The organism is Sphingomonas faeni (assembly GCF_040407495.1).
In the GTDB taxonomy this organism is placed as follows: domain Bacteria; phylum Pseudomonadota; class Alphaproteobacteria; order Sphingomonadales; family Sphingomonadaceae; genus Sphingomonas; species Sphingomonas faeni_D.
Genome location: NZ_JAPZPP010000003.1, coordinates 630176 through 651945, shown reverse-complemented (window position 1 = coordinate 651945; position 21770 = coordinate 630176). Strand labels below are relative to the sequence as shown.

Below are 21770 nucleotides of genomic sequence, written 5' to 3'. Positions count from 1 at the left end.
GGGTGAACGACACGATCGCGATCCGCGCGCCGTCAGGATCGCGATGATGCATGGCAAGCGCACCGCAATTGTCATAATAGCCCGGTGGTTCGGGACCATGCCGCGCATGCGACCGATCCTACCGTGATACCGGCAAAGAGCCCGAGGATAGCGCAATGGGCGGATTTATTGCAGTCGATTGGGGAACGACCAATCGGCGTGTGTTCCGGATCGAGGACGGCATAGTCGTTGCGACCGAGCGGGACGACCGTGGTGCCGCGAGCGTCGCGGCCGGTGAGTACGAGGTCGAGGTGGCGGGCATCCGCAAGCGGTTCGGCGATGTACCGATGCTGCTAGCCGGCATGGTCGGATCGAACATCGGCTGGCGTAGCGTACCCTATGTCGACGCGCCTGCGGGCCTGTCGGACATCGCAGCCGCGCTCGACCGGATCGACGACCGCACTGCGATCGTGCCGGGGTTATCGTACCGCGACGGGCTGCATGCCGACGTGATGCGCGGGGAGGAGGTGCAGTTGCTCGGCGCGGTAGCAGCCGGGCTGGTGCCGGCGGACGCGCTGCTCTGCCAGCCCGGTACGCACTGCAAATGGGCAACCGTGGAGAAGGGCGCGATCACCCGCTTCACCACCGCGATGACCGGTGAACTCTTCGCGCTGCTCCGCGCGCACGGTGTGCTCTCCCGGCAGCTCGGCCACCCGGTCGAATTGGGAACCGCGTTCCTCGACGGCGTCATGGAGGGTGCACGCCGCGATCTCGCTGCCAGCCTGTTCGCGATCCGTGCGCGTGGCGTGCTGGGAATTGCCGACGATGCGCACGCGGCCTCGTTCGCAAGCGGACTGCTGATCGGCGCGGATACCGCCGCACGGATCGAGCCGGGCGCCACGGTGCACATCCTCGCCGACCCGGCACTCGGCGCACTCTATGCCGGCGCGATCGATGCGCTCGGCGGCCGGTCTCACCATATCGACAGTCAGGCCGCGTTCGTCGCCGGCATCACCCGCATCCAGGATCTTGCAGCATGACTTCCATCACGACGTCGCCCGTGACTCATCGCCAGGCGTTCGACGAGGCCTTCGCGACATGCCCGCTGATCGCGATCCTGCGCGGTGTAAAGCCGGAGCAAGTCGAGGCAATCGGCGAGGCCCTGGTCGAGGCGGGTTTCACGATCCTCGAAGTGCCGATGAACTCACCCGATCCGCTCGACAGCATCGCCCGGCTCGCGCGTACGCTGAAGGGCCGCGCGGTCGTCGGGGCGGGCACGGTGTTGCGCGTCGAGGACGTCGAGGCAGTCGGCGCGGCGGGCGGCACGCTGATCATCGCGCCCAACGCGAACGTGCGGGTGATCGCCGCGGCGACCGAGCGCGGCTATGTCGCGCTCCCCGGCATCGCGACGCCGACCGAGGCGTTCGCGGCCCTCGAAGCAGGCGCGGCGGCGCTGAAGCTGTTCCCGGCCGAGGCCGCCAGTCCGGCGGTGCTGAAGGCGATGCGGGCCGTCCTCCCCAAGGATACCCGCGTCCTGCCGGTCGGCGGCATCGTACCGGAGATCATGACGGACTGGCGCAAGGCGGGTGCGGCAGGATTCGGCCTGGGTTCCGCGCTATATGCGCCAGGAATGACCGCAGCGGATGTCGGCGCAAGGGCCCGCGGGTTCGTCGAAGCGTTGCAGGCCGGGTAACGCGGGGATCGTCTTCGGGCCGCGTTGGGGTTAGGGCGGCGCGATGATGTTCGCCGACCAGGAACGAGACCTCGCAGCGCTGGCCGCCGCCGACCGGTATCGATCGCTCCTGCCGCGCAAGGGGATCGACTTCGCCTCGAACGACTATCTCGGGCTTGCCGGATCGGACCGGTTGCGTGGCGCGGTGGTCGATGCGTTGCGGCGCGGCGTGTCGGTCGGATCGGGCGGCTCGCGGCTGCTGCGTGGCAATGCACTCGAGCATGAGGTGCTGGAGGCGGGCGCCGCGCGGTTCTTCGGGACCGAGGCGGCGCTGTTCTTCGCGAGCGGCTATGTCGCCAACACGGTGCTGTTCGCGACGCTGCCACAGCGCGGCGACCTGATCGTCCACGACGCGCTGATTCATGCGAGCGCGCACGAAGGCATGCGTCTTACGCGGGCAGACTGCGTGAGCGCCGCGCATAACGACGCGGGCGCGTTCGAGGACGCGATCGCCAACTGGCGAAAGGCTGGCGGTATGGGCCGCGTGTGGCTCGCGGTCGAAAGCCTCTACAGCATGGATGGCGACCAAGCCCCGCTCGCAGCGCTCGCCGAAATCGCCGACCGCCACGACGCAATCCTGCTGATCGACGAAGCGCATGCGACCGGCGTGTTCGGCACCGATGGCCGCGGGCTGGCCGAGGGACTCGATGGCCGTGAGAACGTCATAAGCTTGCGAACCTGCGGCAAGGCGCTCGGCTGCGAGGGTGCGCTACTCTGCGGCCCCGCGGTGATGCGCGACTTCATCGTCAATCGCGGGCGCGGCTTCATCTTCTCGACCGCGCCGTCGCCGCTGATGGCGTTGGCAGTCGGCGAGGCGTTGCGGATCGTCGCGGACGAACCGGGGCGACGGGAGAGCCTCTGGGATCTGATTGCGACCGCCGAGCGCGTACTTGCGCGATACGGCATCGCGGCGACGGGGTCTCAGATCCTGCCGCTGGTTCTCGGCGATGCCGCGCGCACGATGCGCGTCGCCGGCGCGATCCAGGCGGCAGGGTTCGATGTGCGCGGCATCCGTCCGCCGACCGTACCTGCGGGCGGATCGCGTCTGCGGATATCGTTGACGCTCAACGCGACCGTTGCAGACATCGAGGCGTTGGGAACGGTCATGGGAGAAGCGTTGCAATGACGATCGTCGTCACCGGTACGGACACCGATATCGGCAAGACCGTGTTCGCCGCCGGGCTCACCGCGGCGCTTGGTGCGCGCTACTGGAAACCGGTGCAGGCGGGGCTTGCCGATGGCAGCGACGCAGCATCGGTGGTGACTTTAGGCGTGCCGGCGGACCATGTTTTGCCCGAAGCATACCTGCTGACGACCCCGTGCTCGCCACATCTCGCGGCGGAGATCGACCGCGTGACGATCGATCCGGACCGGCTTGCGCTACCCGAAGTCGATGGCCCCCTGATCGTCGAGGGCGCGGGCGGCGTGATGGTCCCCGTGACACGCGACCTGATCTTCGCAGACCTGTTCGCGCGCTGGGGCAAGCCGGTCGTGCTAGTCGCGCGCACCGGACTCGGCACGATCAACCACAGCCTGCTCTCGATCGAGGCACTGCGCAGCCGCGGCGTCCCGATTCTCGGCATCGCCTTCGTCGGCGACGCGGTCGAGGATAGCGAAGCGACGATCGCCGCGCTCGGCAAAGTCCGCCGGCTCGGCCGCCTGCCTCGCCTCGATCCGCTGAACGCGGCCACCTTGGCCGAGGCGTTCGCCGCAAACTTCGACCTGAAGGCGTTCCAGTGACCGGTTCCCCCGTCTGGCACCCGTTCACGCAGCACGGCCTGCGCGAGCCGATCCCGCTCGTCACGCATGCCGAGGGCGCCGCGCTCTACACGTCGGACGGACGGCGGATCGTCGATGCGATCTCGTCCTGGTGGGTGACGACGCATGGCCACGCCAACCCGAAGATCATGGCCGCCATCGCCGAACAGGCGGGCAAGCTCGACCAGATCATCTTCGCCGGCTGGACGCACCAGCCTGCCGAAGACCTCGCGCGTGGGCTGACTGCGATCATGCCGCCCGAGCTTACGCGAGTTTTTTTCTCCGACTCGGGGTCGACCAGCGTCGAGTGCGCGCTGAAGATGGCGCTCGGCTATTGGCTCGATCGCGGCGAGGATCGCCACCGCATCCTCGTGCTCGAACACGGCTATCACGGCGATACGATCGGCGCGATGTCGGTCGGCGCACGCGGAGTCTACAACCGCGCCTACGCGCCGTTGCTGTTCGACGTCGGCACGATCCCCTTCCCCGCCGCCGGCCACGAACAGGCGACGCTCGACGCGCTGGAGAAGGCCTGCGCGGCGCACCCCGCCGCGTTCATCGTCGAACCGCTGCTGCTCGGCGCGGGCGGGATGCACATCTATCCCGCGCACATCCTCGCCGAGATGCGGCGGATCTGCGCAGCGCACGACGTGCTGTTCATCGCCGACGAAGTGATGACCGGCTGGGGCCGCACCGGCACCTTGCTCGCCTGCGAACAGGCCGGCGTGGTGCCCGACATCCTCTGCCTGTCGAAGGGGCTGACCGGCGGCGCGGTGCCGCTCGCGGTGACGATGACGACCGAGGCGATCTACCAGGCGCATTACGGCACCGACCGCGCGCGGATGTTCTTCCACTCGTCGAGCTACACCGCCAACCCGATCGCCTGCGCCGCCGCCAATGCGAACCTCGCGATCTGGCGCGACGAGCCCGTGCGCGAGCGGATCGCCGACCTCGCCGCCCGCCAGGCCTCGCGGCTGGAAGCCCTGGCCCGCCACCCCCGCATCGCCAACGCGCGCCAGATCGGCACGATTACCGCGGTCGAACTCCGCGGCGAGGACGGTTATCTCTCGCAGATCGGCCCACGCCTGCTCGCGTTCTTCGGCGAACGCGACCTGCTGCTCCGGCCGCTCGGCAACACCGTCTACGTCATGCCGCCCTATTGCATCGACGATCCCGATCTCGACCGGGTCTACGCGGCGATCGCCGAAGCATGCGACACGATCGGGCAACACTCCTGACGCTATTGCTGCATTGCAGCAACAAATGATGTACGTGCGACGTTGAGATAAGATCGCGGCTGAGTACGCTGGCGACGAAAGGCTCGAGTCACGTGAGAAACATCGCCGATACCCTCGCCCGCATGGCGCGCGCCGGAGCACCGACCCCGCGCGACACCGCGCTCAGCCGCCTGACGCCGCTGACCGAGTTCGGGACCAATCCTGGTGCGCTGCTCGGCTTCAGCTACGTTCCCGCCAACCTGCCAGCGAACGCGCCACTGGTCGTCGTCCTGCACGGCTGCACGCAGACTGCGGCGGGCTACGATCACGGGTCGGGCTGGTCGAAGCTCGCCGATCGCGCGGGTTTTGCGCTGGTATTCCCCGAGCAGACGCGCGCGAACAACCCTAACCTCTGCTTCAACTGGTTCACATCGGAGGACACCGCACAAGCCGGCGGCGAGGCCGAATCGATCGCGCAGATGACCGAGACGATGATCGCGCGCCACGGCCTCGACCAGAGCCGCGTGTACGTCACCGGCCTGTCGGCCGGTGGCGCGATGACGATGGCGATGCTGGCCACGCGACCGGACCTGTTCGCGGGCGGCGCCGTGATCGGCGGCCTCGCCTACGGCACCGCGACCGGCGTGTCGCAGGCGCTAGACCGGATGCGCGGGCACGGCGACACCAGCGATAGCGTGCTGGTCGAGATAGTCCGCAGCGGCGCGCGCGGGCATGACGGACGCTGGCCGACGCTCGCGATCTGGCACGGCGGCGCGGACGCGACGGTGAGCGTAGCGAACGCGGACACGATCGCGCGGCAATGGCGCGGTATCCACGGCGTCGATGCGAAGGCCGTGCGCACGGAGCGGGCAGGCACCGCCGTCCACCGCATCTGGTCCGACGCGCAAGGGCGCGACGTGGTCGAGGACTGGACCGTCCCGGGCATGGGCCACGGCACGCCGATCGACCCGTCGCGCGGCGAGCGCTTGGGCGCCGCGGGACCGTTCATGCTCGACGTCGGGCTTTCGAGCACGGCAGTAATCGCAAAGTCCTGGGGCCTGCTAGCGGCGGCGAAGGCGGAGACTGCGGTCAGGCCGGCTCCGGTCGAACGCGTCGCCAAGATCGCTATCCCCGTGCCGCCGAAACCTGCGCCGAAGCCTCGCGCCGAAGCCCCCGCCGGTATCCAAGCCACGATCGAGAACGCCCTCCGCGCCGCCGGGCTGATGCGGTAAAAGCCACTATTGGCTAGCGCTTATGTTGACGCGCCGACCAAACCCCAACCGTCATCCTGACGAAAGTCAGGACCCAGAGCCAAACAGGACACCATCCGTTACCCTGGATCCTGACTTTCGTCAGGATGACGGAGTTGTTGGGAAGGGTCACGCGATTGCCCCAGCACCTTTCAAACCGCATCGCGCCCTATCGATCCTCCCCCGCCAGGGGGGGGTGGCAGGCATAAGCCTGACGGAGGGGGAGGAATGGACGACGTCCGTTGCATGTCCTCCCATGCGTCGCCTTCCCTACCAGCACGAGGATCGACGCGAGTAATCGACAAGCCGCCGTTCCCGGCTAAAGCCAGAGCATGACGTCCACCCCGCCCCGCCCCTGGCGCACCGAGTTCGCCGCCACGCTGAAACTCGCCTGGCCGCTAGTCGCGACCAATCTCGCCCAGGCACTCGTCGGCGCGACCGACGTCGCGATGCTCGGGCGGCTCGGCTCCGACACGCTCGCGGCAGCGACGCTTGGCCTCAACCTCTACCTCGTCTTCCTGATCTTCGGGATGGGCCTTACCACCGCCGCCGTCCCGATGATCGCGCGCGAGCGGGGTGCGCGGCCGCATGCGGTGCGCGATATCCGCCGGACCGTGCGCCAGACGATCTGGGTCGCCGCAACGCTCTGCCTGCCCTCGTGGATCATCCTGTGGAACGCCGAGTCGATCCTAGTCCACCTGCTCGACCAGGACCCGCTGCTCGCGCACGAGGCGGCCCGCTTCGTCCGCGCGGTAATGTGGGGAATGCTCCCGAGCCTCTGCTTCCTCGTGCTCCGCGCATTCGTCGCTGCGCTGGAGAAACCCGCCTGGTCGCTGGTGGTGATGGTCGGGCTGCTGGTCGTCAACGCCGGGCTCAACTGGCTGCTGATCTTCGGCCACGCCGGCCTCCCCGCGCTCGGCCTGCTCGGCTCGGGCATTGCGAGCAGCATCGCCAACGGCCTGAGCTTCATCGCGATGGCCGCCGTCATCGTCTATGCCAGGCCGTTCCGCCGCTACCACCTGCTGGGCCGGTTCTGGCGCAGCGATTGGCCGCGCTATCGCGCAGTCTGGACGCTGGGCCTGCCGATCGCGATCACGCTCGGGTTCGAGTCCACCGTGTTCATCGCCGCGGTGTTCCTGATGGGGCTGCTCGGCACCGTGCCGCTTGCCGCGCATGCGATCGCGATCCAGATTGCCAGCGTCACCTTCATGGTCCCGCTCGGCATCGCCCAAGCCGCCACCGTCCGCGTCGGCCTCGCCTCAGGCCGCGGCGACCGCGCAGGCATCGGCCGCGCCGGCTGGGCCGCGTTCGCGATCGGGGAGGGCTTTATGGTCATTACCGCCGCGCTGCTCATCCTCGCGCCACAAATGTTGATCGGCATCATCCTAGACGTCGACGCGCCCGCCAATGCGCCGGTCGTCACGCTGGCGATTTCGCTGCTCGCGGTCGCCGCCGTATTCCAGGTGGTCGACGGCGCGCAGGTGATCGGCGCAGGCATGTTGCGCGGGCTGGGCGATACCAAGGTGCCGATGCTGTTCGCTGCGATCGGCTATTGGGGCATCGGTATCGGCGTCGGCGCGTGGCTGGCGTTCGGGCGCGGCTGGGGCGGGGTCGGCATCTGGACCGGGCTCGCGACCGGACTGGCCGTGGTTTCGGTGCTGATGATGGCCCGGTGGCAGGCGCGCGAGCGGCTCGGCCTTGGTTGACGCTCCGCTGGGCGTGTTTTCCCGATAGGCCGGTACCGTTAACGCTTGGAGCGCGTTAACCTATATTGCACCACGGGAGCCTAACATGTCCGACCCAGACCGTATCGTCGCCATCGGACTTCTCACGCAACGCGACGTGTTTGCGCTGGGGCACGATCTTTCGCGCGTCTATCCAATCGACGATGCCCCATGTTTCGGCGCACTGCTCGGCGCGATCGACGATGCCGACCGTGCCTTCCACCGCGCGCACGACGCGCGCCAAATGCATGCCGATCAGCAGATCAAGGTTGCAACACAAGCACGCTAGCAGCGTTCGAGACCCGCTGCCCTAGCGGAGATCGATCATGACGCACCTACCCACCGAATTGCTGCTGCTCGGCTGGTCGACAGTCCTGCTGTTCGCCTACATCATGATCCAGGGACAAACCGCGACACGCGATCGCGGGCTCGGCTGGAACGCGGGCCCCCGCGACGGCGCACAGAAGCCGCTCGGCGAAATGGCCGGCCGCGCCGAACGCGCGCTGAAGAATTTCCAGGAAACCTACCCGGTCTTCGTCGCGCTCGCGCTGGGGTTGGCGGTCACCGACCGCACCGGCGGTATCGGTACGATCGGAGCGGGGCTCTGGTTCGGCGCGCGGATCGCCTACATCCCGCTCTACCTGTTCGGGATCAAGTATGTCCGCAGCCTGTGCTGGCTAGCGTCGATCCTCGGCCTGCTACTGATGCTGATCCGCTTCCTCTGAGGCTCAGAGCGTGCGAATGATCGCCGAAAAGTCGAGCCCACCCTGACCGGCCTCGGCAAACGCCTCGTAACGCTCGGCGGCCTTCGCGCCCATCGGCGTATCCGCACCGGTATCCCTTGCCGCCGCCATCGCAAGCCGCAGGTCTTTCAGCATCAGCGCCGCCGCAAAGCCGCCCTGATAGTCATGATCCGCGGGCGTATCGGGGCCGATACCGGGCAGCGGCGCGTACGTCGTCATCGACCAGCTCTGCCCCGACGACACGCTGGCGATATCGTAGAATGCCTGCGCATCGAGGCCCAACTTCTCCGCCAGCACGAACGCCTCGCAGGTGGCGATCATCGTCGCGCCGAGGATCATGTTGTTGCAGATCTTCGCCGCCTGCCCCGCACCGTTCGCGCCCGCGTGAATCACCGCCTTGCCCATGTCCGCCAAGATCGCCTGTGTTCGGTCGAACGCCTCCGCCGAGCCGCCGACCATGAAGGTCAGCGTCCCCGCATTCGCCGCGCCGATCCCGCCCGAGACGGGCGCGTCGACCGCGACAAGCCCCTTCGCCTGCGCAGCGACGGCGACCTGCTTGGCGGTAGCGACGTCGATCGTCGAACAGTCGATCAGGATCGCGGAGGGCGACGCGACGGCGAACAGCGCGTCATAGACCTCGGCGACATGCTTGCCGGCGGGGAGCATCGTCACGATCGCCTCGGCACCGTCCGCGGCTTCGGCGGCGGACGTGACCGGCAGGCATCCGGCGGCCTTAGCCTTGTCCAGCGCGTCGGCGCTCAGGTCGAACGCGCGGACGTCATGGCCCTTCTTGGCGAGGTTCGCCGCCATCCCGCCGCCCATGTTGCCGAGCCCGATGAAACCGATCCGTGCCATGTTCTCTCTCCTAATCTTAGCCGCCGCGACTGTGTCGCTCGCGATCCGTAACCACCCCCGTCATCCTGACGAAAGTCAGGACCCAGAGCCCAACAACGCGCCCGCCCGTAACCCTGGGTCCTGACTTTCGTCAGGATGACGAGCGGCGGCGACGGGCGCGTTACTTCCCCGTCCAGGTCCCGGCGCGCTTCTCGACGAATGCAGCCATGCCTTCGCTCTGGTCCGCGGTCCCGAACAGCCCGTGGAACAGCCGCCGCTCGAACTGGACGCCCATCGCGAGGCCCGTCTCGAACGCGGCGTTGACCATTTCCTTGTTCGCCAGCACCGCCAGCGGCGCCATCGCCGCGATCGTGGTCGCGGTCTTCACCGCCTCCTCGACCAGCTCGTCCGCCGGCACGATCCGCGAGACAAGGCCCGCACGCTCGGCTTCGGCGGCGTCCATCATCCGCCCGGTCAGGCACATCTCCATAGCCTTGGCCTTGCCGACCGCGCGCGTGAGGCGCTGCGATCCGCCCATCCCCGGCGACACGGCGAGCTTGATTTCGGGCTGGCCGAACTTGGCGGTATCGGCAGCAAGGATGAAGTCGCACATCATCGCCAGCTCGCACCCGCCGCCGAGCGCATAACCCGCGACCGCCGCGATGACCGGCTTGCGCGTCCGCGTGAAATGCTCCCAGCCTGCGAAGAAGTTGCTCGCGTACATCTCCGCGAAGCCCTGCGCCTGCATCTCCTTGATATCCGCCCCCGCCGCGAACGCTTTGGCCGAGCCGGTGAGCACCGCGCACCCCTGCGACGCATCCGCATCGAACGCGGCGAACGCGGCGATCAGGTCGGCGAGCACCTGCGAATTGAGCGCGTTCAGCGCCTGCGGGCGGTTCAGCGTGACGAGCGTGACGCCACCGCGCTGCTCGACCAGGATCGTTTCGTAGTCAGCCATTTCGTTCTCCAATTACTACGTCATCCTGGACTCGATCCAGGATCCAGAGCCACACATGTGGGCATCTGTAACGCTGGATCCTGACTTTCGTCAGGATGACGAGTCAGCCCGGCGTCCACGCCTCATGCTCCGGCAGCGGCGCGAAAATCTGGTCGATCACGTGATCGGTCACATCCTCGGGCGTCGCCGGATCCCAGCGCGGCGCATTGTCCTTGTCGACGATCACCGCCCGCACGCCCTCGATAAAGTCATGCCGCTGCACGACATGCGCGCCGACCGCATATTCCTGCCGCATCTCGTCCGCGAAACTCGCCATCGCCGCGCCCTCGTGGAGCAGCCGGAGCGAGACCTTCATCGTCTGCGGCGATTTGGTTTTCAGCGTCGCAAGTGTCTGCGTGGCCCACTCACCACCATCGGCTTCGAGCGCGGCATAGATCTCTTCCAGCACGTCCGACGCGAACAACCGGTCGATATCGTCCTTGCGCGCTAGGATCTTCGCGTCGGGAGCCGTAGTGGCCAGCGCGTCGAGCATTTCCGCAATATTCTGTGGAGTCTCCGCAATCCGCGCCTTGGCGGTATCGAGCGTATCGCCCGCCAGATACTGCGTCGCCAACCCAAGCGCGAGACACTCCGCGCCATCGAGCCGGTGCCCGGTCAGCGCCAGATACTGCCCGATCCGCCCCGGCAACCGCGACAGATACCAGCCGCCACCGACATCCGGAAACAACCCGATCCCCGTCTCAGGCATCGCGAACTTGGTGTTCTCGGTCGCCACGCGAAACCGGCACGGCAGCGCAAGGCCGACGCCGCCGCCCATCGTGATGCCGTCCATGAACGCGACAATCGGCTTGGCATAGGTGAACAGCCGATGGTTCATGCGGTACTCAGCATGAAAGAACGCCCGCGCCTCGACGCCATCGGTCGCGCCGGACGCGGCAAGCATGCGGATATCCCCGCCAGCGCAGAACCCACGCCCCTCGGCATGATCGACCACGATCGCCTCGACCGCCGCATCGCCACGCCAAGCTTCCAGCGCCTCGATCACGCCTTCACACATCGCCAGATTCAACGCGTGCAAAGCCATCGGCCGATTGAGACGAATACGGCCGACAGGCCCTTCACTCTCGACGATCAGATCATCGGTCACGCGTTCACCTCCCGAACACCATCTCCGCGCCTCCGCGTCTCCGCGTGAAAAAATTCTTGATTCACGCGGAGACGCGGAGGCGCGGAGTAGAAGTAATAAGCAAAGCTGCGCGGACTCACTGCCGCGTCAGCTCGCGACCGACGATCATCCGCATCACTTGGTTCGTCCCCTCAAGGATCGAATGCACGCGCAGGTCACGCCAGAAGCGTTCGATCGGATAATCCTGCAGATACCCATACCCGCCATGCAGCTGCAACGCGCGGTCGACCACCGACGAGCCGGTATCGGTCGCCAGCCGCTTCGCCATCGCCGCAAACTTGGTCTTGTCGGGCGCGTTCGCCGTCACCTTCGCCGCCGCGATGTAGAGCAGCGCCCGCGCCGCCTCCAGTTCGGTCGCCATGTCCGCCAGCATGAACTGCGTGTTCTGGAAATCCGCGATCGCCTTGCCGAACTGTTTCCGGTCCTTGGTATAAGAAATCGCCTCGTCCAAACACCGCTGCGCCCCCCCAAGTGAGCACGCACCGATGTTCAGTCGCCCGCCATCGAGCCCCATCATCGCGATCCGAAAGCCCTCGCCCTCGCCGCCGACCATGTTCGCCGCCGGCACGCGGACGCCATCGAAGATCACCTGCCGCGTCGGCTGCGAATGCCAGCCGAGCTTCTTCTCGTTCGCGCCGAACGACACGCCCGGCATATCCTTCTCGATCACCAGGCACGAGATGCCCTTCGGCCCGTCCTCACCGGTGCGGACCATCGTCACGTACACCTCGTTCTCGCCCGCGCCCGAGATGAACTGCTTCGAGCCCGTCACGATCCAGTCGTCGCCGTCGCGAACCGCACGCGTCTTCAGCGCCGCCGCGTCGGAACCCGACCCCGGCTCGGTCAGGCAATAGCTCCCGAGCCGGTCCATCGTCACCATGCTGGGAAGATACTTGTCCTTCACGCCCTGCGATCCGAACCGGTCGATCATCCAAGCGGCCATGTTATGGATGCTGATGAACGCCGACGTCGAAGGACACCCATACGACATCGCCTCCATGATCAGCGCAGCTTCGAGCCGCCCGAGCGCAATCCCGCCGCTTTCCTCGCTGACGTAGATCGCCGCGAAGCCGAGTTCGGCCGCCGCCTTGATCGTGTCGCGCGGAAAGATGTGCTTCTCGTCCCACTCGGCCGCATGCGGGGTGATGCGATCGGCGGTGAATCGGCGCGCCAATTCCTGGATCTCGCGCTGGTCGTCGGTGAGGTCGAACTGGTTGGAGGTGAACTGGTTCATCGTGGTCCTATCTCCGTCATGCCGGGCTTGACCCGGTACCCAGTGTCACGGACGCCGGTGTTCGTGGCTCTGGGTCCTGACGTGCGTCAGGATGACGATTGGGGGAAATGACGTGGATCGGCAACCGGCTGTCTACATCCTCGCCAGCTGGCGCAACGGGACGCTGTATATCGGCGTCACGTCCAACCTGATGGCGCGGATCGTTCAGCACCGTGCAGGATCCTTTGGCGGCTTTACGCGAATATACGGCGTCAAACGGCTCGTTTGGTTCGAGATGGCGGACACGATGGAGGGGGTCATAGCTCGCGAGAAGCAGTTGAAGAACTGGCACCGCGCCTGGAAAATCGAACTGATCGAGGCGAGCAACCCGACTTGGCGCGATCTGGCAGAGGATTGGGGCTTCCCGCCGCTCCCCCAGCCGTCATCCCGGGCTTGACCCGGGACCCAGAGCCACGAGCCCATACGCTCGTGGCTCTGGGTCCTGACGTTGATCAGGATAACGGAAGAAGGGAAGCTCACCCCAATCACCCCATCGTCGGAATAACGAACGCGTCGTTATTCCGCGCCGGACCGCCATCCTCAGCCATCGCCGGCAGCGCCGACCCGTCCGGCCAACGCTGCGTGATCGTCTTGACCTTGGTCCAGAACTTCACGCCCTCCATCCCATGCTGGTTGGTGTCGCCGAACGCCGAGCGCTTCCACCCACCAAACGTATGATACGCGACCGGCACCGGGATCGGCACGTTGATGCCGACCATGCCCACATTCACCCGCGCCGCGAACTCGCGCGCGGCGTGGCCGTTGCGCGTGAAGATCGCGACGCCGTTGCCGTATTGATGCTCGCTCGGCAGCCGCACCGCCTCCTCGAAATCGGCGGCGCGGACGATCTGGAGCACAGGCCCGAAGATCTCCTCCTTATACGCTGACATCTCCGTCGTAACGTGGTCGAACAGCGACGGCCCGATGAAGAACCCCTTCTCATGCCCCTGCAACGCGAACCCGCGCCCGTCGACGACCAGTTCCGCGCCTTCGTCGACGCCGGTCTGGATCCAGTTCTCGATTCGGGTGCGATGCGCCGCATTCACCACCGGGCCGTAATGCGCGTCGTTGTCGGTCGACACGCCGACGCGCAAAGCCGCGATCGCCGGGATCAGCTTCTCCCGCAGCGCGATCGCGGTCTTCTCGCCGACCGGCACCACCACCGGCAGCGCCATGCAGCGCTCGCCCGCGCTCCCGAACGCCGCGCCCGACAGGTCGGCGACGACCTGATCGAGATCCGCGTCGGGCATGACGATGCCGTGGTTCTTCGCGCCGCCCATCGCCTGGACGCGCTTGCCCGCCTCGACACCGCGCCGATAAACGTAATGCGCGATGTCGGACGAGCCGACGAAGCTCACCGCCGAGATCGCCGGATGATCGAGGATCGCGTCGACCATTTCCTTGTCGCCGTGGACGACCTGAAAGATGCCCTCGGGCAGCCCCGCCTCGACGAACAACTCGCCGAGCCGCACCGGCACCGACGGATCGCGCTCGCTGGGCTTCAAGATGAACGCGTTACCCGTCGCGATCGCCACGCCCGACATCCACAGCGGGATCATCGCCGGGAAGTTGAACGGCGTGATCCCCGCGCCGATGCCGAGCGGCTGGCGCATCGAATACACGTCGATCCCCGGCCCCGCGCCCTGCGTATATTCGCCCTTGAGGATGTGCGGAATGCCGCAGCAGAACTCGATGACCTCGAGCCCGCGCTGGATGTCACCCTTCGAATCCGCGATCACCTTGCCGTGCTCGGACGACAGCAACCGCGCGAGTTCGTCCATGTTCGCCTCGACGAGCCGCTTGAACTCGAACATCACGCGAGCACGCCGTTGAGGGTTAGTCGCGGCCCACCCCGGCTGCGCCCGCTGCGCGGCAGCAACCGCGCGGTCCAGATCGGTCGCGCCCGACAGCCGCACCCGCGCCTGCACCTCGCCCGAATTCGGGTCGAACACGTCGCCGAAGCGCTCGGCCGTGCTGGCCGCACCGCTAACGAAATTCTCGATAGTCCGCATGGCATCCTCTTCTAGTTGTCGGCATCGTCGGCCATAAGCGTTTCGCAGCCAAGTGGGGCTGTTTGCAGATACGCTCTGCAGATATGCAGCATGGGGTGAGGCGTTCATGGATTGGGACGACGTCCGGTATTTCCTCGCTCTGGCACGCACGCACAGGCTCGGGCCAGCCGCGAAACTGCTCGGGCAGGACGCGACGACGGTCTCACGACGGCTGCAACGGCTGGAGCGCCGACTCCAGACGACGTTGTTCGAGCAGACCGTGGCGGGATACGCGCTGACCGAGCGCGGCGCGGCGCTGCTCGACCATGCCGAGACGATGGAGGCGTCCGCGCTCGGCATCCAGGAAGTCGTCGGCAACGACGCCGGCGTGCTCGCGGGGCCGATCCGGTTGAGCGTCTCGGAAGGCTTCGGCAGCCGCATCCTCGCGCCACGCCTCGCGTCGTTCACCAACCAGCATCCGCGGATCGCGGTCGACCTGATTGCATCGACCGGATTCCTCAATCCCTCGCGGCGCGAGGCGGACATCGCCGTGATGCTCGCGCGGCCGAAAAGCGGGCCGCTGGTGGCGCGAAAGCTGACGGACTATCACCTCGGCCTCTACGCGCATCCCGATCACCTCGCACGGACGGGGCCGATCGCGACGACAGCCGACCTGATGCGCCACCGGCTGATCGGCTACGTCCCGGACATGATCTATGCGCCCGAGCTCCGTTATCTGGCGGAGATCGATAGCCGGCTCGATGCCTCGATCCGCAGTTCGAGCATCGTCGCACAGGCCGAACTGGTTGCCACGGGGGCGGGATGCGGGATCCTGCCCTGCTTCATCGGGGACGTAATACCAGGATTGGTCCGCGTGCTCCCGGAGGCGATCGATATCCGGCGCTCGTTCTGGCTGGTCGTTCACCGTGATGTCCGCCGGATCGCGCGCATTGACCGGTTCATCGCCTGGCTGACTATGACCGTCGGCGACCTGAAGCCGCTGATGCTGGGCGCCACGCTCCGATCGACCGGCGCATCGATTGCCGCGCCGAGGTGAGCCCCGTATAGCGCGCGCCGCGGCGATATCCTGTTCGTCCGGAGTACCAGCGTGATCCCGACCCTCTACCACAAGATGATCGACTGGATCGGCGACGGCACTGGGCTGCCCGACACGATCCTGCACATCCACGCCGGCATGGCGCTGTTGATGCTCGCGCGACTGGTGACGCGGCGATCGTTCGGGACGTTCATTCCGTGGTGGGTCGTTGTCGCGGGCGAGGCGTTCAACGAGATCATGGACCGCCTGACGTTCGGGTCTTGGCGGTGGGAGGATACCTCGCTGGATATCCTCAACACGCTATTGTGGCCGACGGTGATCTGTCTCGGCGTGCGGATGCGACCGATGATCGGGAAGCGTCGGCGGTAATTCGCGTCATTCCCACACCGTCATCCTGACGAAAGTCAGGACCCAGAGCCACAAAGGACGACGACCGTAACCCTGAGCCTTGACTTTCGTCAGGGTGACGGAGCGCATCAGGGGTAACGGGCGCTCACCCCAGCGCGATGTAGCGCTGGAGGTGGTGGTCTTCGTCGCCGAGCTGGTGGTCGATCATCACCAGCCGCTTGGCGTAGTGCGACACCGCATATTCCCACGTCATGCCGATGCCGCCGTGGAGCTGGATCGTCTCCTCGGCGACCAGCGCACCAGTACGCCCGATCGTGTATTTCGCCGCTGCCAAAGCCCGCTCGCGCGCCTTCGCATCGTCGCCATCGAACGCCGACGCGGCGTTGATCACTGCCGAGTGCGCCTGCTCGATCTCGAGCAACACCGTCGCCATCCGGTGCTGGAGCGCCTGGAACTTGCCGATCGGCACGCCGAACTGTTTCCGGTCGCGAAGGTAGCCGAGCGTCGCTTCCTTGACGAACTCCATCGCGCCGACCGCTTCGGCCGACAGCGCGAGCAACCCCGCCCCGACCGCCGCGTCGACGATCGCCTGCCCCCGCCCGTCGCCACCGACGCGCGCATCCGCGCCAAGCGTCACGTTCTCGAACGTCACGTCCCCGGCTGCGCCACCTTCGACGACATTGAAGCTGCGAACCGACACCCCCGCCGTATCCGCCGGTACGAGCAATACCAGCGGGTCGCCATCCTGCTCGACCGTTACGACAAACACCGATGCCGCACCCGCCTGCGAGACAACCGCCTTCGTCCCTCTCAGCGTCCAGCCATCGCCACTCTTCGCCGCGGTCACCGGCGTCGCGCCGTCGTCGTACGCGAACGCGGCGATCGTCTCGCCGGACACGATCCCGGCGAGCGTCCCGTCATGCCCGCCAGCCTTCGCCAGCGCACGCCCTGCCATGAGCGCGCCCAGGAACGGCTCGACCACCAGCGCGCGGCCGAGCGCCTCGAATACCACCATGATGTCGAACCCGCTGCCGCCGAAGCCGCCCGCCGCCTCGTCGAACAGCGCGGAGACGATGCCGAGTTCGGTCAACTGCTGCCAGACCGCCGGGTCGTACCCCGCCTCGCCATACGCGCCCGCATTGCGCGTCTCGATCGGATAGCCGTCGCGCAACGCCCGCACGAGCGTGTCGGCGAGCATGCGGCGGTCGTCGGTGTGTTCGAAGTTCATGGTATCACAGACCCAGGATGGCTTTGGAGATGATGTTCTTCTGGATCTCGTTCGACCCGCCGAAGATCGACAGTTTGCGGTTGTTGAAATAGCTCGGCGCCGCCATCGCCGCGTCCTCCGGGCCAACATCCTCGCCGTTCCAGCCTGCCTCCAGAGCTTCGGGTATGTAGGGCGCCGCATACGAGCCGTAAGCGCGACGCGTCAGCGAGGTGATCTCCTGGCGGATCTCGGTGCCCTTGATTTTGAGCATCGAGCTTTCCGCACCAGGCGCACCGCCACCCGCGACTGCCGCCAGCACGCGCAGGTTGGTCGTCTGCATGTTCGCGAGATCGATCTCGACCCGCGCCATCCTTGCCGCGAACAGCGGATCGTCCGCCAAGGCCCGCCCGCCCTTCTTCTGCATCTGCGCGACTTCCTTCAGCCGCTCGAACGACGCGATCGAGAAGCCGACGCCGGCGATGTTGGTGCGCTCGTAGGTCAGCAGGTATTTGGCGTAGGTCCAGCCCATATTCTCTTCGCCGACGAGGTTGGCGACGGGCACCTCGACGTCGGTGAAGAACACCTCGTTCACCTCCTGCTCGCCATCGATCAGCGTGATCGGGCGGACTTCGATGCCGGGCGACTTCATGTCGATCAGCAGGAACGAGATGCCCTCCTGCTTCTTCGCGGCGGGGTCAGTGCGGACGAGGCAGAAGATCATGTCGGCATGCTGGCCAAGTGTCGTCCAGGTCTTCTGACCGTTGACGACATAGACGTCGCCCTTCCGGACCGCGGTAGTCTTCAGGCCCGCGAGATCGGAGCCCGCGCCCGGCTCCGAGTACCCCTGGCACCACCAGTCGGAGCCGTCGAGGATGCGTGGCAGCCACTGCTTCTTCTGCTCTTCGGAGCCGTATTTGATCAGCACCGGGCCCAGCATGTTAACGCCGAACGGGACCACGCGGGGAGCGTGCGCGAGCGCGGACTCATTGTCGAAGATGAAGCGCTGGATTACGCTCCAGCCGGGGCCGCCCCACTCCTCGGGCCAATGGTTCGCCAGCCAGCCGCGCTCGTTGAGGATCGCGTGCCATTCCTCCATGTCCGATTTGCGCAGCCGCTTGCCCTCGCGGACCAGAGTCGAGAGGCGGGCGGGAAGTTTGTCGCGGAAGAAGCTGCGGACTTCCTCGCGGAACGCTTCTTCCTCGCGCGTAAAGCTGAGATCCATGGCCATGTGACTCCTGATGTTGGAGCCTGTGTGCCACAGTCGAACGTGAAATTGAAGGACCGGTATGGTCCGAAACGAAGAAAAGGCAGCGTCGAACGACGCAGGTTAATCCGAACGGTATCGCCGCCCACTCGTCATCCTGACGAAAGTCAGGACCCAGGGTCACAGACGCTGACGGCCTTGGCTCTGGGTCCTGACTTTCGTCAGGATGACGGAGCGGATCAGAACCGGTAGCTGATCCAGCCCGCGAGGAAGTCGGAGTTCTTGTAGCCGGCATTCGTCAGCGCAGGCCCCGCGATCAGATGCTCGTAGCGCCCGGTGAACGACAGTCGCGAGGTGAACGGATACACCGCCTGGAACCGCAGCGTATCGGCGATCTTCTTGCCCCCGAAATTCTGCGTGCCGGCAAACGCGGTGCCGTTCGCACGGTACACCGCATCGCTCGTCGTATCGCGCCACGAGCGCTGATACTCCGCGGTCATGCGCAGCTTGCCGAACGGCGTGAAGGTCACGTTGGGCGCCAGCGCGATCAGATTGGTCGGCGTCGCGAACAGCTGATAGCTGTAATAGATGTTGTTGCCGAACGGCGCGAGCGAGGTGCGCAAGGTACCGTTGCCATACGCCCCGCCACCGCTCGCATAATCCGCATGGAAGCCGACGCGTGGCGCGGTCTTGCTGTCACCGATCTTGTAAGTCTGGGCGAGCAGCAGGAGCCACGCCTTGATCGAGCGGTTGTCGTAGGACCCGCCCTGATAGTTGATCGTCCAGTCGAGGTTGACTGGCCCCGCGTCACCCCAGACGTGCAAGCCGTAGAAATTACGGACTTCGCGCGCGTTGGTCGTACCCCATACCGCCGCGCGGTTGCGCAGGCGCCAGAGGAACGGATCGACGTACAGCTTCGAGCCGCCGAACAGGGTCTCCGGCACGACAATACCCGTCGAGATGCCCGAGAACCGCCGCGCGCTCTCCGCATTGTCGTCCTGAGTACCGCCATTGCCGTAGGCGGTCGGCTTGAAGTCGAACACGTCAGCGCGGACACCAGCGGTGCGCGCCCAGGCACGGAAGCCGTTGAAGCCGAAGAACAACGTGTTGTTGTCGCGCGGCACGACCATCAGGTTCGGCCCGTCGGCAAAGGTCTGGCGGCCATAGCGCACCCCAACGTCGACATCGGCGACCGTCCCGGTCAGATCGACGAATGCCTGCTGCACGGCCAGCTTGTTGCGCAGGTTCGGCAGCGCGGTGCCGAGATTCCGCCCTTCCAGAGTACCGTGCGCGAGTTCACCGTAGAAGCGAAGGTGCTGGCCGACATGCAGGTCGGCACCACCGAACAGGCGAAGGATGTCCTGCCGCTGTGCCTCGGCATCGCGCAGGTTGGGGTTGGTGGTCTCGTTGACGCGGAACCGCGCCTCGCCCGACAGCGTCAGATAGACGTCGCCGTCGCCAGCGAGCGAAATGAACTTCAGCTGGTCGACGATGTCCTTGCGCTTCTTCGGATCGCGCAGCTTCGACCAGTCCTCCGCCCAGCGCGACTGGTTGTAGCCACCCGCCGTCACGCCGTCGCCGATCGCGGCATTGGGATAGCTTTCGGCGATCGGCGAGGCCTCGGCGGTGCTCGACACATCCTTGGCGCCGGCATTCGCCTGTCGCGAGGGCGGCGCTTCGGCCTGCGCCATGGCCGCGCTCGAGAAGGCCAGGGTCAGAAGTGCAGACGCGGCAAAGCCGGCCGCATACGCCATGCGGCGGATCGTCATCGAGGTCATAAGCAAATATCCGGTACAGGACGCGGGACCGGCGAACCGGCCCCGTACGCGTCAGTGGGCGGTAGCAGCGGCGGGGATCGCCGCCGGCACGAACTCGGGAAGCTTGCCCGACAAGGCAGCGTCGAGCTTGTCGCGGTCAAGACCACCTTCCCAGCGGGCGACGACGATCGTCGCGACCGCGTTGCCGATGAAGTTGGTGAGGCTGCGGCACTCGCTCATGAAGCGATCGACGCCGAGGATCAGCGCCATGCCCGCAATCGGCACGGTCGGCACGATCGACAGTGTCGCGGCCAAGGTGATGAAGCCCGCGCCGGTAACGCCCGCCGCACCCTTCGAGGAGATCATCGCGACGACTAGCAGCAGCAACTCCTGACCGAGCGTCAGGTGCGTGTTGGTCGCCTGCGCAATGAACAGCGCCGCCAGAGTCATGTAGATGTTGGTGCCGTCGAGATTGAACGAATAGCCGGTCGGGACGACCAGCCCGACGACCGACTTCTCGCAGCCTGCCGCTTCCATCTTCTGGATCAGGTTCGGCAGCGCGGCTTCCGACGACGACGTTCCGAGCACCAGCAGCAGCTCGGCCTTCAGATAACGGATCAGCTTGAAGATCGAAAAGCCGGTCAGCCGCGCGACGGTGCCGAGGACGACGATTACGAACAGCGCCGCGGTAAGATAGAAGGTCGCGACCAGCGCGCCGAGATTGGCAAGGCTGCCGATCCCGTATTTGCCGATGGTGAACGCGATCGCACCAAACGCGCCGAGCGGGGCTGCGCGCATCAGGATGCCGACCAGCTTGAAGACAATCAGGCTGAGGCGCTCGAGGAAGTTCAGCACCGGCTTGGCAGGCTCGCCGACCAGGCTCAGCGAGATACCGAACAGGATCGCGACGAGCAGGATCTGGAGGATGTTACCTTCCGTGAACGCGCTGACCATCGTGTCCGGGATGATGCTCATCAGGAACCCGGTGATCGTCGTCTCGTGCGCCTTCACCGTGTAGTCGGCGATGCCCTTGGTATCGAGCGTGGCGGCGTCGATGTTCATCCCCGCGCCCGGCTGGACGACGTTGGCCACGATGAGCCCGACGATCAGCGCCAGCGTCGAGAAGAACAGGAAGTAGGCGAACGCCTTGCCCGCGACGCGACCGACCGAGCCGAGCTCCTTCATCCCGGCGATGCCGGTGACGAGCGTCAGGAAGATCACCGGGGCGATGATCATCTTCACCAGCTTGATGAACGCATCGCCGAGCGGCTTCAGCGCCGCGCCGTACGTCGGATAGAAATGCCCGAGCGCCGCGCCAAGCGCGATCGCGATCAGGACCTGGATATAGAGCTGGCCGCTCCAGCGCTTTCGCGCGGGCGTTTCCGCGACGCCATATGTCTGGGTGGGTAGGGTCAACATCGCCTCCTGGTATTCTCGTCCACTCACGCGGGACGTTATGTGCGACGGTAATGCCGGGCCGAACCCAGGACTACAAGAGCAGCGCCTTCAGCGCTTAGAACGTTGGTTTTTAGCCATTTATCAGCATACCCGT

General features: G+C 66.2%; 21 protein-coding genes. 12 read left to right on the top strand and 9 right to left on the bottom strand.

Going from position 1 to position 21770, the window contains the following annotated elements:
* Positions 1-155 precede the first annotated feature (155 nt).
* The 9 genes from O6W96_RS12980 (at position 156) to O6W96_RS12940 (ending at position 8385) form a co-directional block, all read left to right on the top strand.
* A complete protein-coding gene (locus O6W96_RS12980) occupies positions 156-1019 on the top strand; it encodes a 2-dehydro-3-deoxygalactonokinase (RefSeq protein WP_353469934.1) in 864 nt (287 codons plus the stop codon).
* Positions 1016-1672, top strand: a complete 657-nt coding sequence (locus O6W96_RS12975; RefSeq protein WP_353469933.1) for a 2-dehydro-3-deoxy-6-phosphogalactonate aldolase — start codon at positions 1016-1018, stop codon at positions 1670-1672. Before O6W96_RS12980 ends, O6W96_RS12975 begins: the two co-directional genes overlap by 4 nt.
* A gap of 43 nt (positions 1673-1715) precedes the next feature.
* Complete coding sequence (locus O6W96_RS12970) at positions 1716-2837, top strand: 8-amino-7-oxononanoate synthase (protein ID WP_353469932.1); 1122 nt, start codon at positions 1716-1718, stop codon at positions 2835-2837.
* On the top strand, positions 2834-3451 hold the full coding sequence (gene bioD / locus O6W96_RS12965; protein WP_353469931.1) for a dethiobiotin synthase: 618 nt from the start codon (positions 2834-2836) through the stop codon (positions 3449-3451). Before O6W96_RS12970 ends, bioD begins: the two co-directional genes overlap by 4 nt.
* Entirely contained in the window at positions 3448-4707 is a 1260-nt protein-coding gene (locus O6W96_RS12960; RefSeq protein WP_353469930.1) for an adenosylmethionine--8-amino-7-oxononanoate transaminase, read from the top strand. The genes bioD and O6W96_RS12960 overlap by 4 nt, the downstream gene beginning before the upstream one ends.
* A gap of 92 nt (positions 4708-4799) precedes the next feature.
* The gene (locus O6W96_RS12955; protein ID WP_353469929.1) at positions 4800-5918 is read left to right on the top strand and encodes an extracellular catalytic domain type 1 short-chain-length polyhydroxyalkanoate depolymerase; all 1119 of its coding nucleotides are present in this window, start codon (positions 4800-4802) and stop codon (positions 5916-5918) included.
* A gap of 350 nt (positions 5919-6268) precedes the next feature.
* Positions 6269-7642 carry an MATE family efflux transporter gene (locus O6W96_RS12950; RefSeq protein ID WP_353469928.1) on the top strand — a complete coding sequence of 458 codons (1374 nt, stop codon included), beginning with the start codon at positions 6269-6271 and terminating at the stop codon, positions 7640-7642.
* A gap of 85 nt (positions 7643-7727) precedes the next feature.
* The gene (locus O6W96_RS12945) at positions 7728-7949 is read left to right on the top strand and encodes a hypothetical protein (RefSeq protein ID WP_353469927.1); all 222 of its coding nucleotides are present in this window, start codon (positions 7728-7730) and stop codon (positions 7947-7949) included.
* 37 nt (positions 7950-7986) lie between these two features.
* Positions 7987-8385, top strand: a complete 399-nt coding sequence (locus O6W96_RS12940; RefSeq protein ID WP_353469926.1) for an MAPEG family protein — start codon at positions 7987-7989, stop codon at positions 8383-8385.
* 3 nt (positions 8386-8388) lie between these two features.
* On the opposite strand, the gene mmsB is transcribed toward O6W96_RS12940, so the two are convergent.
* From mmsB to O6W96_RS12920, 4 genes are all read right to left on the bottom strand, one after another.
* The gene (gene mmsB / locus O6W96_RS12935; protein ID WP_353469925.1) at positions 8389-9258 is read right to left on the bottom strand and encodes a 3-hydroxyisobutyrate dehydrogenase; all 870 of its coding nucleotides are present in this window, start codon (positions 9256-9258) and stop codon (positions 8389-8391) included.
* 160 nt (positions 9259-9418) lie between these two features.
* A complete protein-coding gene (locus O6W96_RS12930) occupies positions 9419-10195 on the bottom strand; it encodes an enoyl-CoA hydratase (RefSeq protein ID WP_353469924.1) in 777 nt (258 codons plus the stop codon).
* A 103-nt stretch (positions 10196-10298) separates the two neighbouring features.
* Complete coding sequence (locus tag O6W96_RS12925) at positions 10299-11342, bottom strand: enoyl-CoA hydratase/isomerase family protein (protein ID WP_353469923.1); 1044 nt, start codon at positions 11340-11342, stop codon at positions 10299-10301.
* A gap of 115 nt (positions 11343-11457) precedes the next feature.
* Positions 11458-12615 (bottom strand): acyl-CoA dehydrogenase family protein, encoded by a 1158-nt coding sequence (locus O6W96_RS12920; protein WP_353469922.1) that lies wholly within the window; start codon positions 12613-12615, stop codon positions 11458-11460.
* Between the two features lie 112 nt (positions 12616-12727).
* Here O6W96_RS12920 and O6W96_RS12915 point away from each other — a divergent pair, with 112 nt between their 5' ends.
* Positions 12728-13051: a GIY-YIG nuclease family protein gene (locus O6W96_RS12915; protein ID WP_353469921.1), complete on the top strand. Its 324-nt coding sequence runs from the start codon at positions 12728-12730 to the stop codon at positions 13049-13051.
* A gap of 88 nt (positions 13052-13139) precedes the next feature.
* Here the strand turns inward: O6W96_RS12915 and O6W96_RS12910 are convergent, their stop codons facing one another.
* Positions 13140-14666 carry a CoA-acylating methylmalonate-semialdehyde dehydrogenase gene (locus tag O6W96_RS12910; RefSeq protein WP_353469920.1) on the bottom strand — a complete coding sequence of 509 codons (1527 nt, stop codon included), beginning with the start codon at positions 14664-14666 and terminating at the stop codon, positions 13140-13142.
* Between the two features lie 106 nt (positions 14667-14772).
* Here O6W96_RS12910 and O6W96_RS12905 point away from each other — a divergent pair, with 106 nt between their 5' ends.
* Positions 14773-15702: a LysR family transcriptional regulator gene (locus O6W96_RS12905; RefSeq protein ID WP_353469919.1), complete on the top strand. Its 930-nt coding sequence runs from the start codon at positions 14773-14775 to the stop codon at positions 15700-15702.
* A gap of 51 nt (positions 15703-15753) precedes the next feature.
* Positions 15754-16071 (top strand): hypothetical protein, encoded by a 318-nt coding sequence (locus O6W96_RS12900; protein WP_353469918.1) that lies wholly within the window; start codon positions 15754-15756, stop codon positions 16069-16071.
* Between the two features lie 124 nt (positions 16072-16195).
* Here the strand turns inward: O6W96_RS12900 and O6W96_RS12895 are convergent, their stop codons facing one another.
* The 4 genes from O6W96_RS12895 to O6W96_RS12880 all read right to left on the bottom strand — a co-directional run bounded on the left by O6W96_RS12895 (position 16196) and on the right by O6W96_RS12880 (position 21634).
* Positions 16196-17278: an acyl-CoA dehydrogenase family protein gene (locus O6W96_RS12895; RefSeq protein WP_353469917.1), complete on the bottom strand. Its 1083-nt coding sequence runs from the start codon at positions 17276-17278 to the stop codon at positions 16196-16198.
* 4 nt (positions 17279-17282) lie between these two features.
* Positions 17283-18479 (bottom strand): acyl-CoA dehydrogenase family protein, encoded by a 1197-nt coding sequence (locus tag O6W96_RS12890; protein WP_353469982.1) that lies wholly within the window; start codon positions 18477-18479, stop codon positions 17283-17285.
* 221 nt (positions 18480-18700) lie between these two features.
* The gene (locus O6W96_RS12885; protein WP_353469916.1) at positions 18701-20239 is read right to left on the bottom strand and encodes an alginate export family protein; all 1539 of its coding nucleotides are present in this window, start codon (positions 20237-20239) and stop codon (positions 18701-18703) included.
* Positions 20240-20290: 51 nt separating this feature from the next.
* Positions 20291-21634: a dicarboxylate/amino acid:cation symporter gene (locus O6W96_RS12880; RefSeq protein ID WP_353469915.1), complete on the bottom strand. Its 1344-nt coding sequence runs from the start codon at positions 21632-21634 to the stop codon at positions 20291-20293.
* Between the last annotated feature and the right edge of the window lie 136 nt (positions 21635-21770).

What these genes read in the sequence shown, in the direction of transcription:
- O6W96_RS12980 (WP_353469934.1), top strand. Translation starts at nt 156, where the DNA reads ATGGGCGGATTTATTGCAGTCGATTGGGGAACGACCAATCGGCGTGTG.
- O6W96_RS12975 (WP_353469933.1), top strand. Translation starts at nt 1,016, where the DNA reads ATGACTTCCATCACGACGTCGCCCGTGACTCATCGCCAGGCGTTCGAC.
- O6W96_RS12970 (WP_353469932.1), top strand. Translation starts at nt 1,716, where the DNA reads ATGATGTTCGCCGACCAGGAACGAGACCTCGCAGCGCTGGCCGCCGCC.
- bioD (WP_353469931.1), top strand. Translation starts at nt 2,834, where the DNA reads ATGACGATCGTCGTCACCGGTACGGACACCGATATCGGCAAGACCGTG.
- O6W96_RS12950 (WP_353469928.1), top strand. Translation starts at nt 6,269, where the DNA reads ATGACGTCCACCCCGCCCCGCCCCTGGCGCACCGAGTTCGCCGCCACG.
- O6W96_RS12945 (WP_353469927.1), top strand. Translation starts at nt 7,728, where the DNA reads ATGTCCGACCCAGACCGTATCGTCGCCATCGGACTTCTCACGCAACGC.
- O6W96_RS12940 (WP_353469926.1), top strand. Translation starts at nt 7,987, where the DNA reads ATGACGCACCTACCCACCGAATTGCTGCTGCTCGGCTGGTCGACAGTC.
- mmsB (WP_353469925.1), bottom strand. Translation starts at nt 9,258, where the DNA reads ATGGCACGGATCGGTTTCATCGGGCTCGGCAACATGGGCGGCGGGATG.
- O6W96_RS12930 (WP_353469924.1), bottom strand. Translation starts at nt 10,195, where the DNA reads ATGGCTGACTACGAAACGATCCTGGTCGAGCAGCGCGGTGGCGTCACG.
- O6W96_RS12920 (WP_353469922.1), bottom strand. Translation starts at nt 12,615, where the DNA reads ATGAACCAGTTCACCTCCAACCAGTTCGACCTCACCGACGACCAGCGC.
- O6W96_RS12910 (WP_353469920.1), bottom strand. Translation starts at nt 14,666, where the DNA reads ATGCGGACTATCGAGAATTTCGTTAGCGGTGCGGCCAGCACGGCCGAG.
- O6W96_RS12905 (WP_353469919.1), top strand. Translation starts at nt 14,773, where the DNA reads ATGGATTGGGACGACGTCCGGTATTTCCTCGCTCTGGCACGCACGCAC.
- O6W96_RS12895 (WP_353469917.1), bottom strand. Translation starts at nt 17,278, where the DNA reads ATGAACTTCGAACACACCGACGACCGCCGCATGCTCGCCGACACGCTC.
- O6W96_RS12890 (WP_353469982.1), bottom strand. Translation starts at nt 18,479, where the DNA reads ATGGATCTCAGCTTTACGCGCGAGGAAGAAGCGTTCCGCGAGGAAGTC.
- O6W96_RS12885 (WP_353469916.1), bottom strand. Translation starts at nt 20,239, where the DNA reads ATGACCTCGATGACGATCCGCCGCATGGCGTATGCGGCCGGCTTTGCC.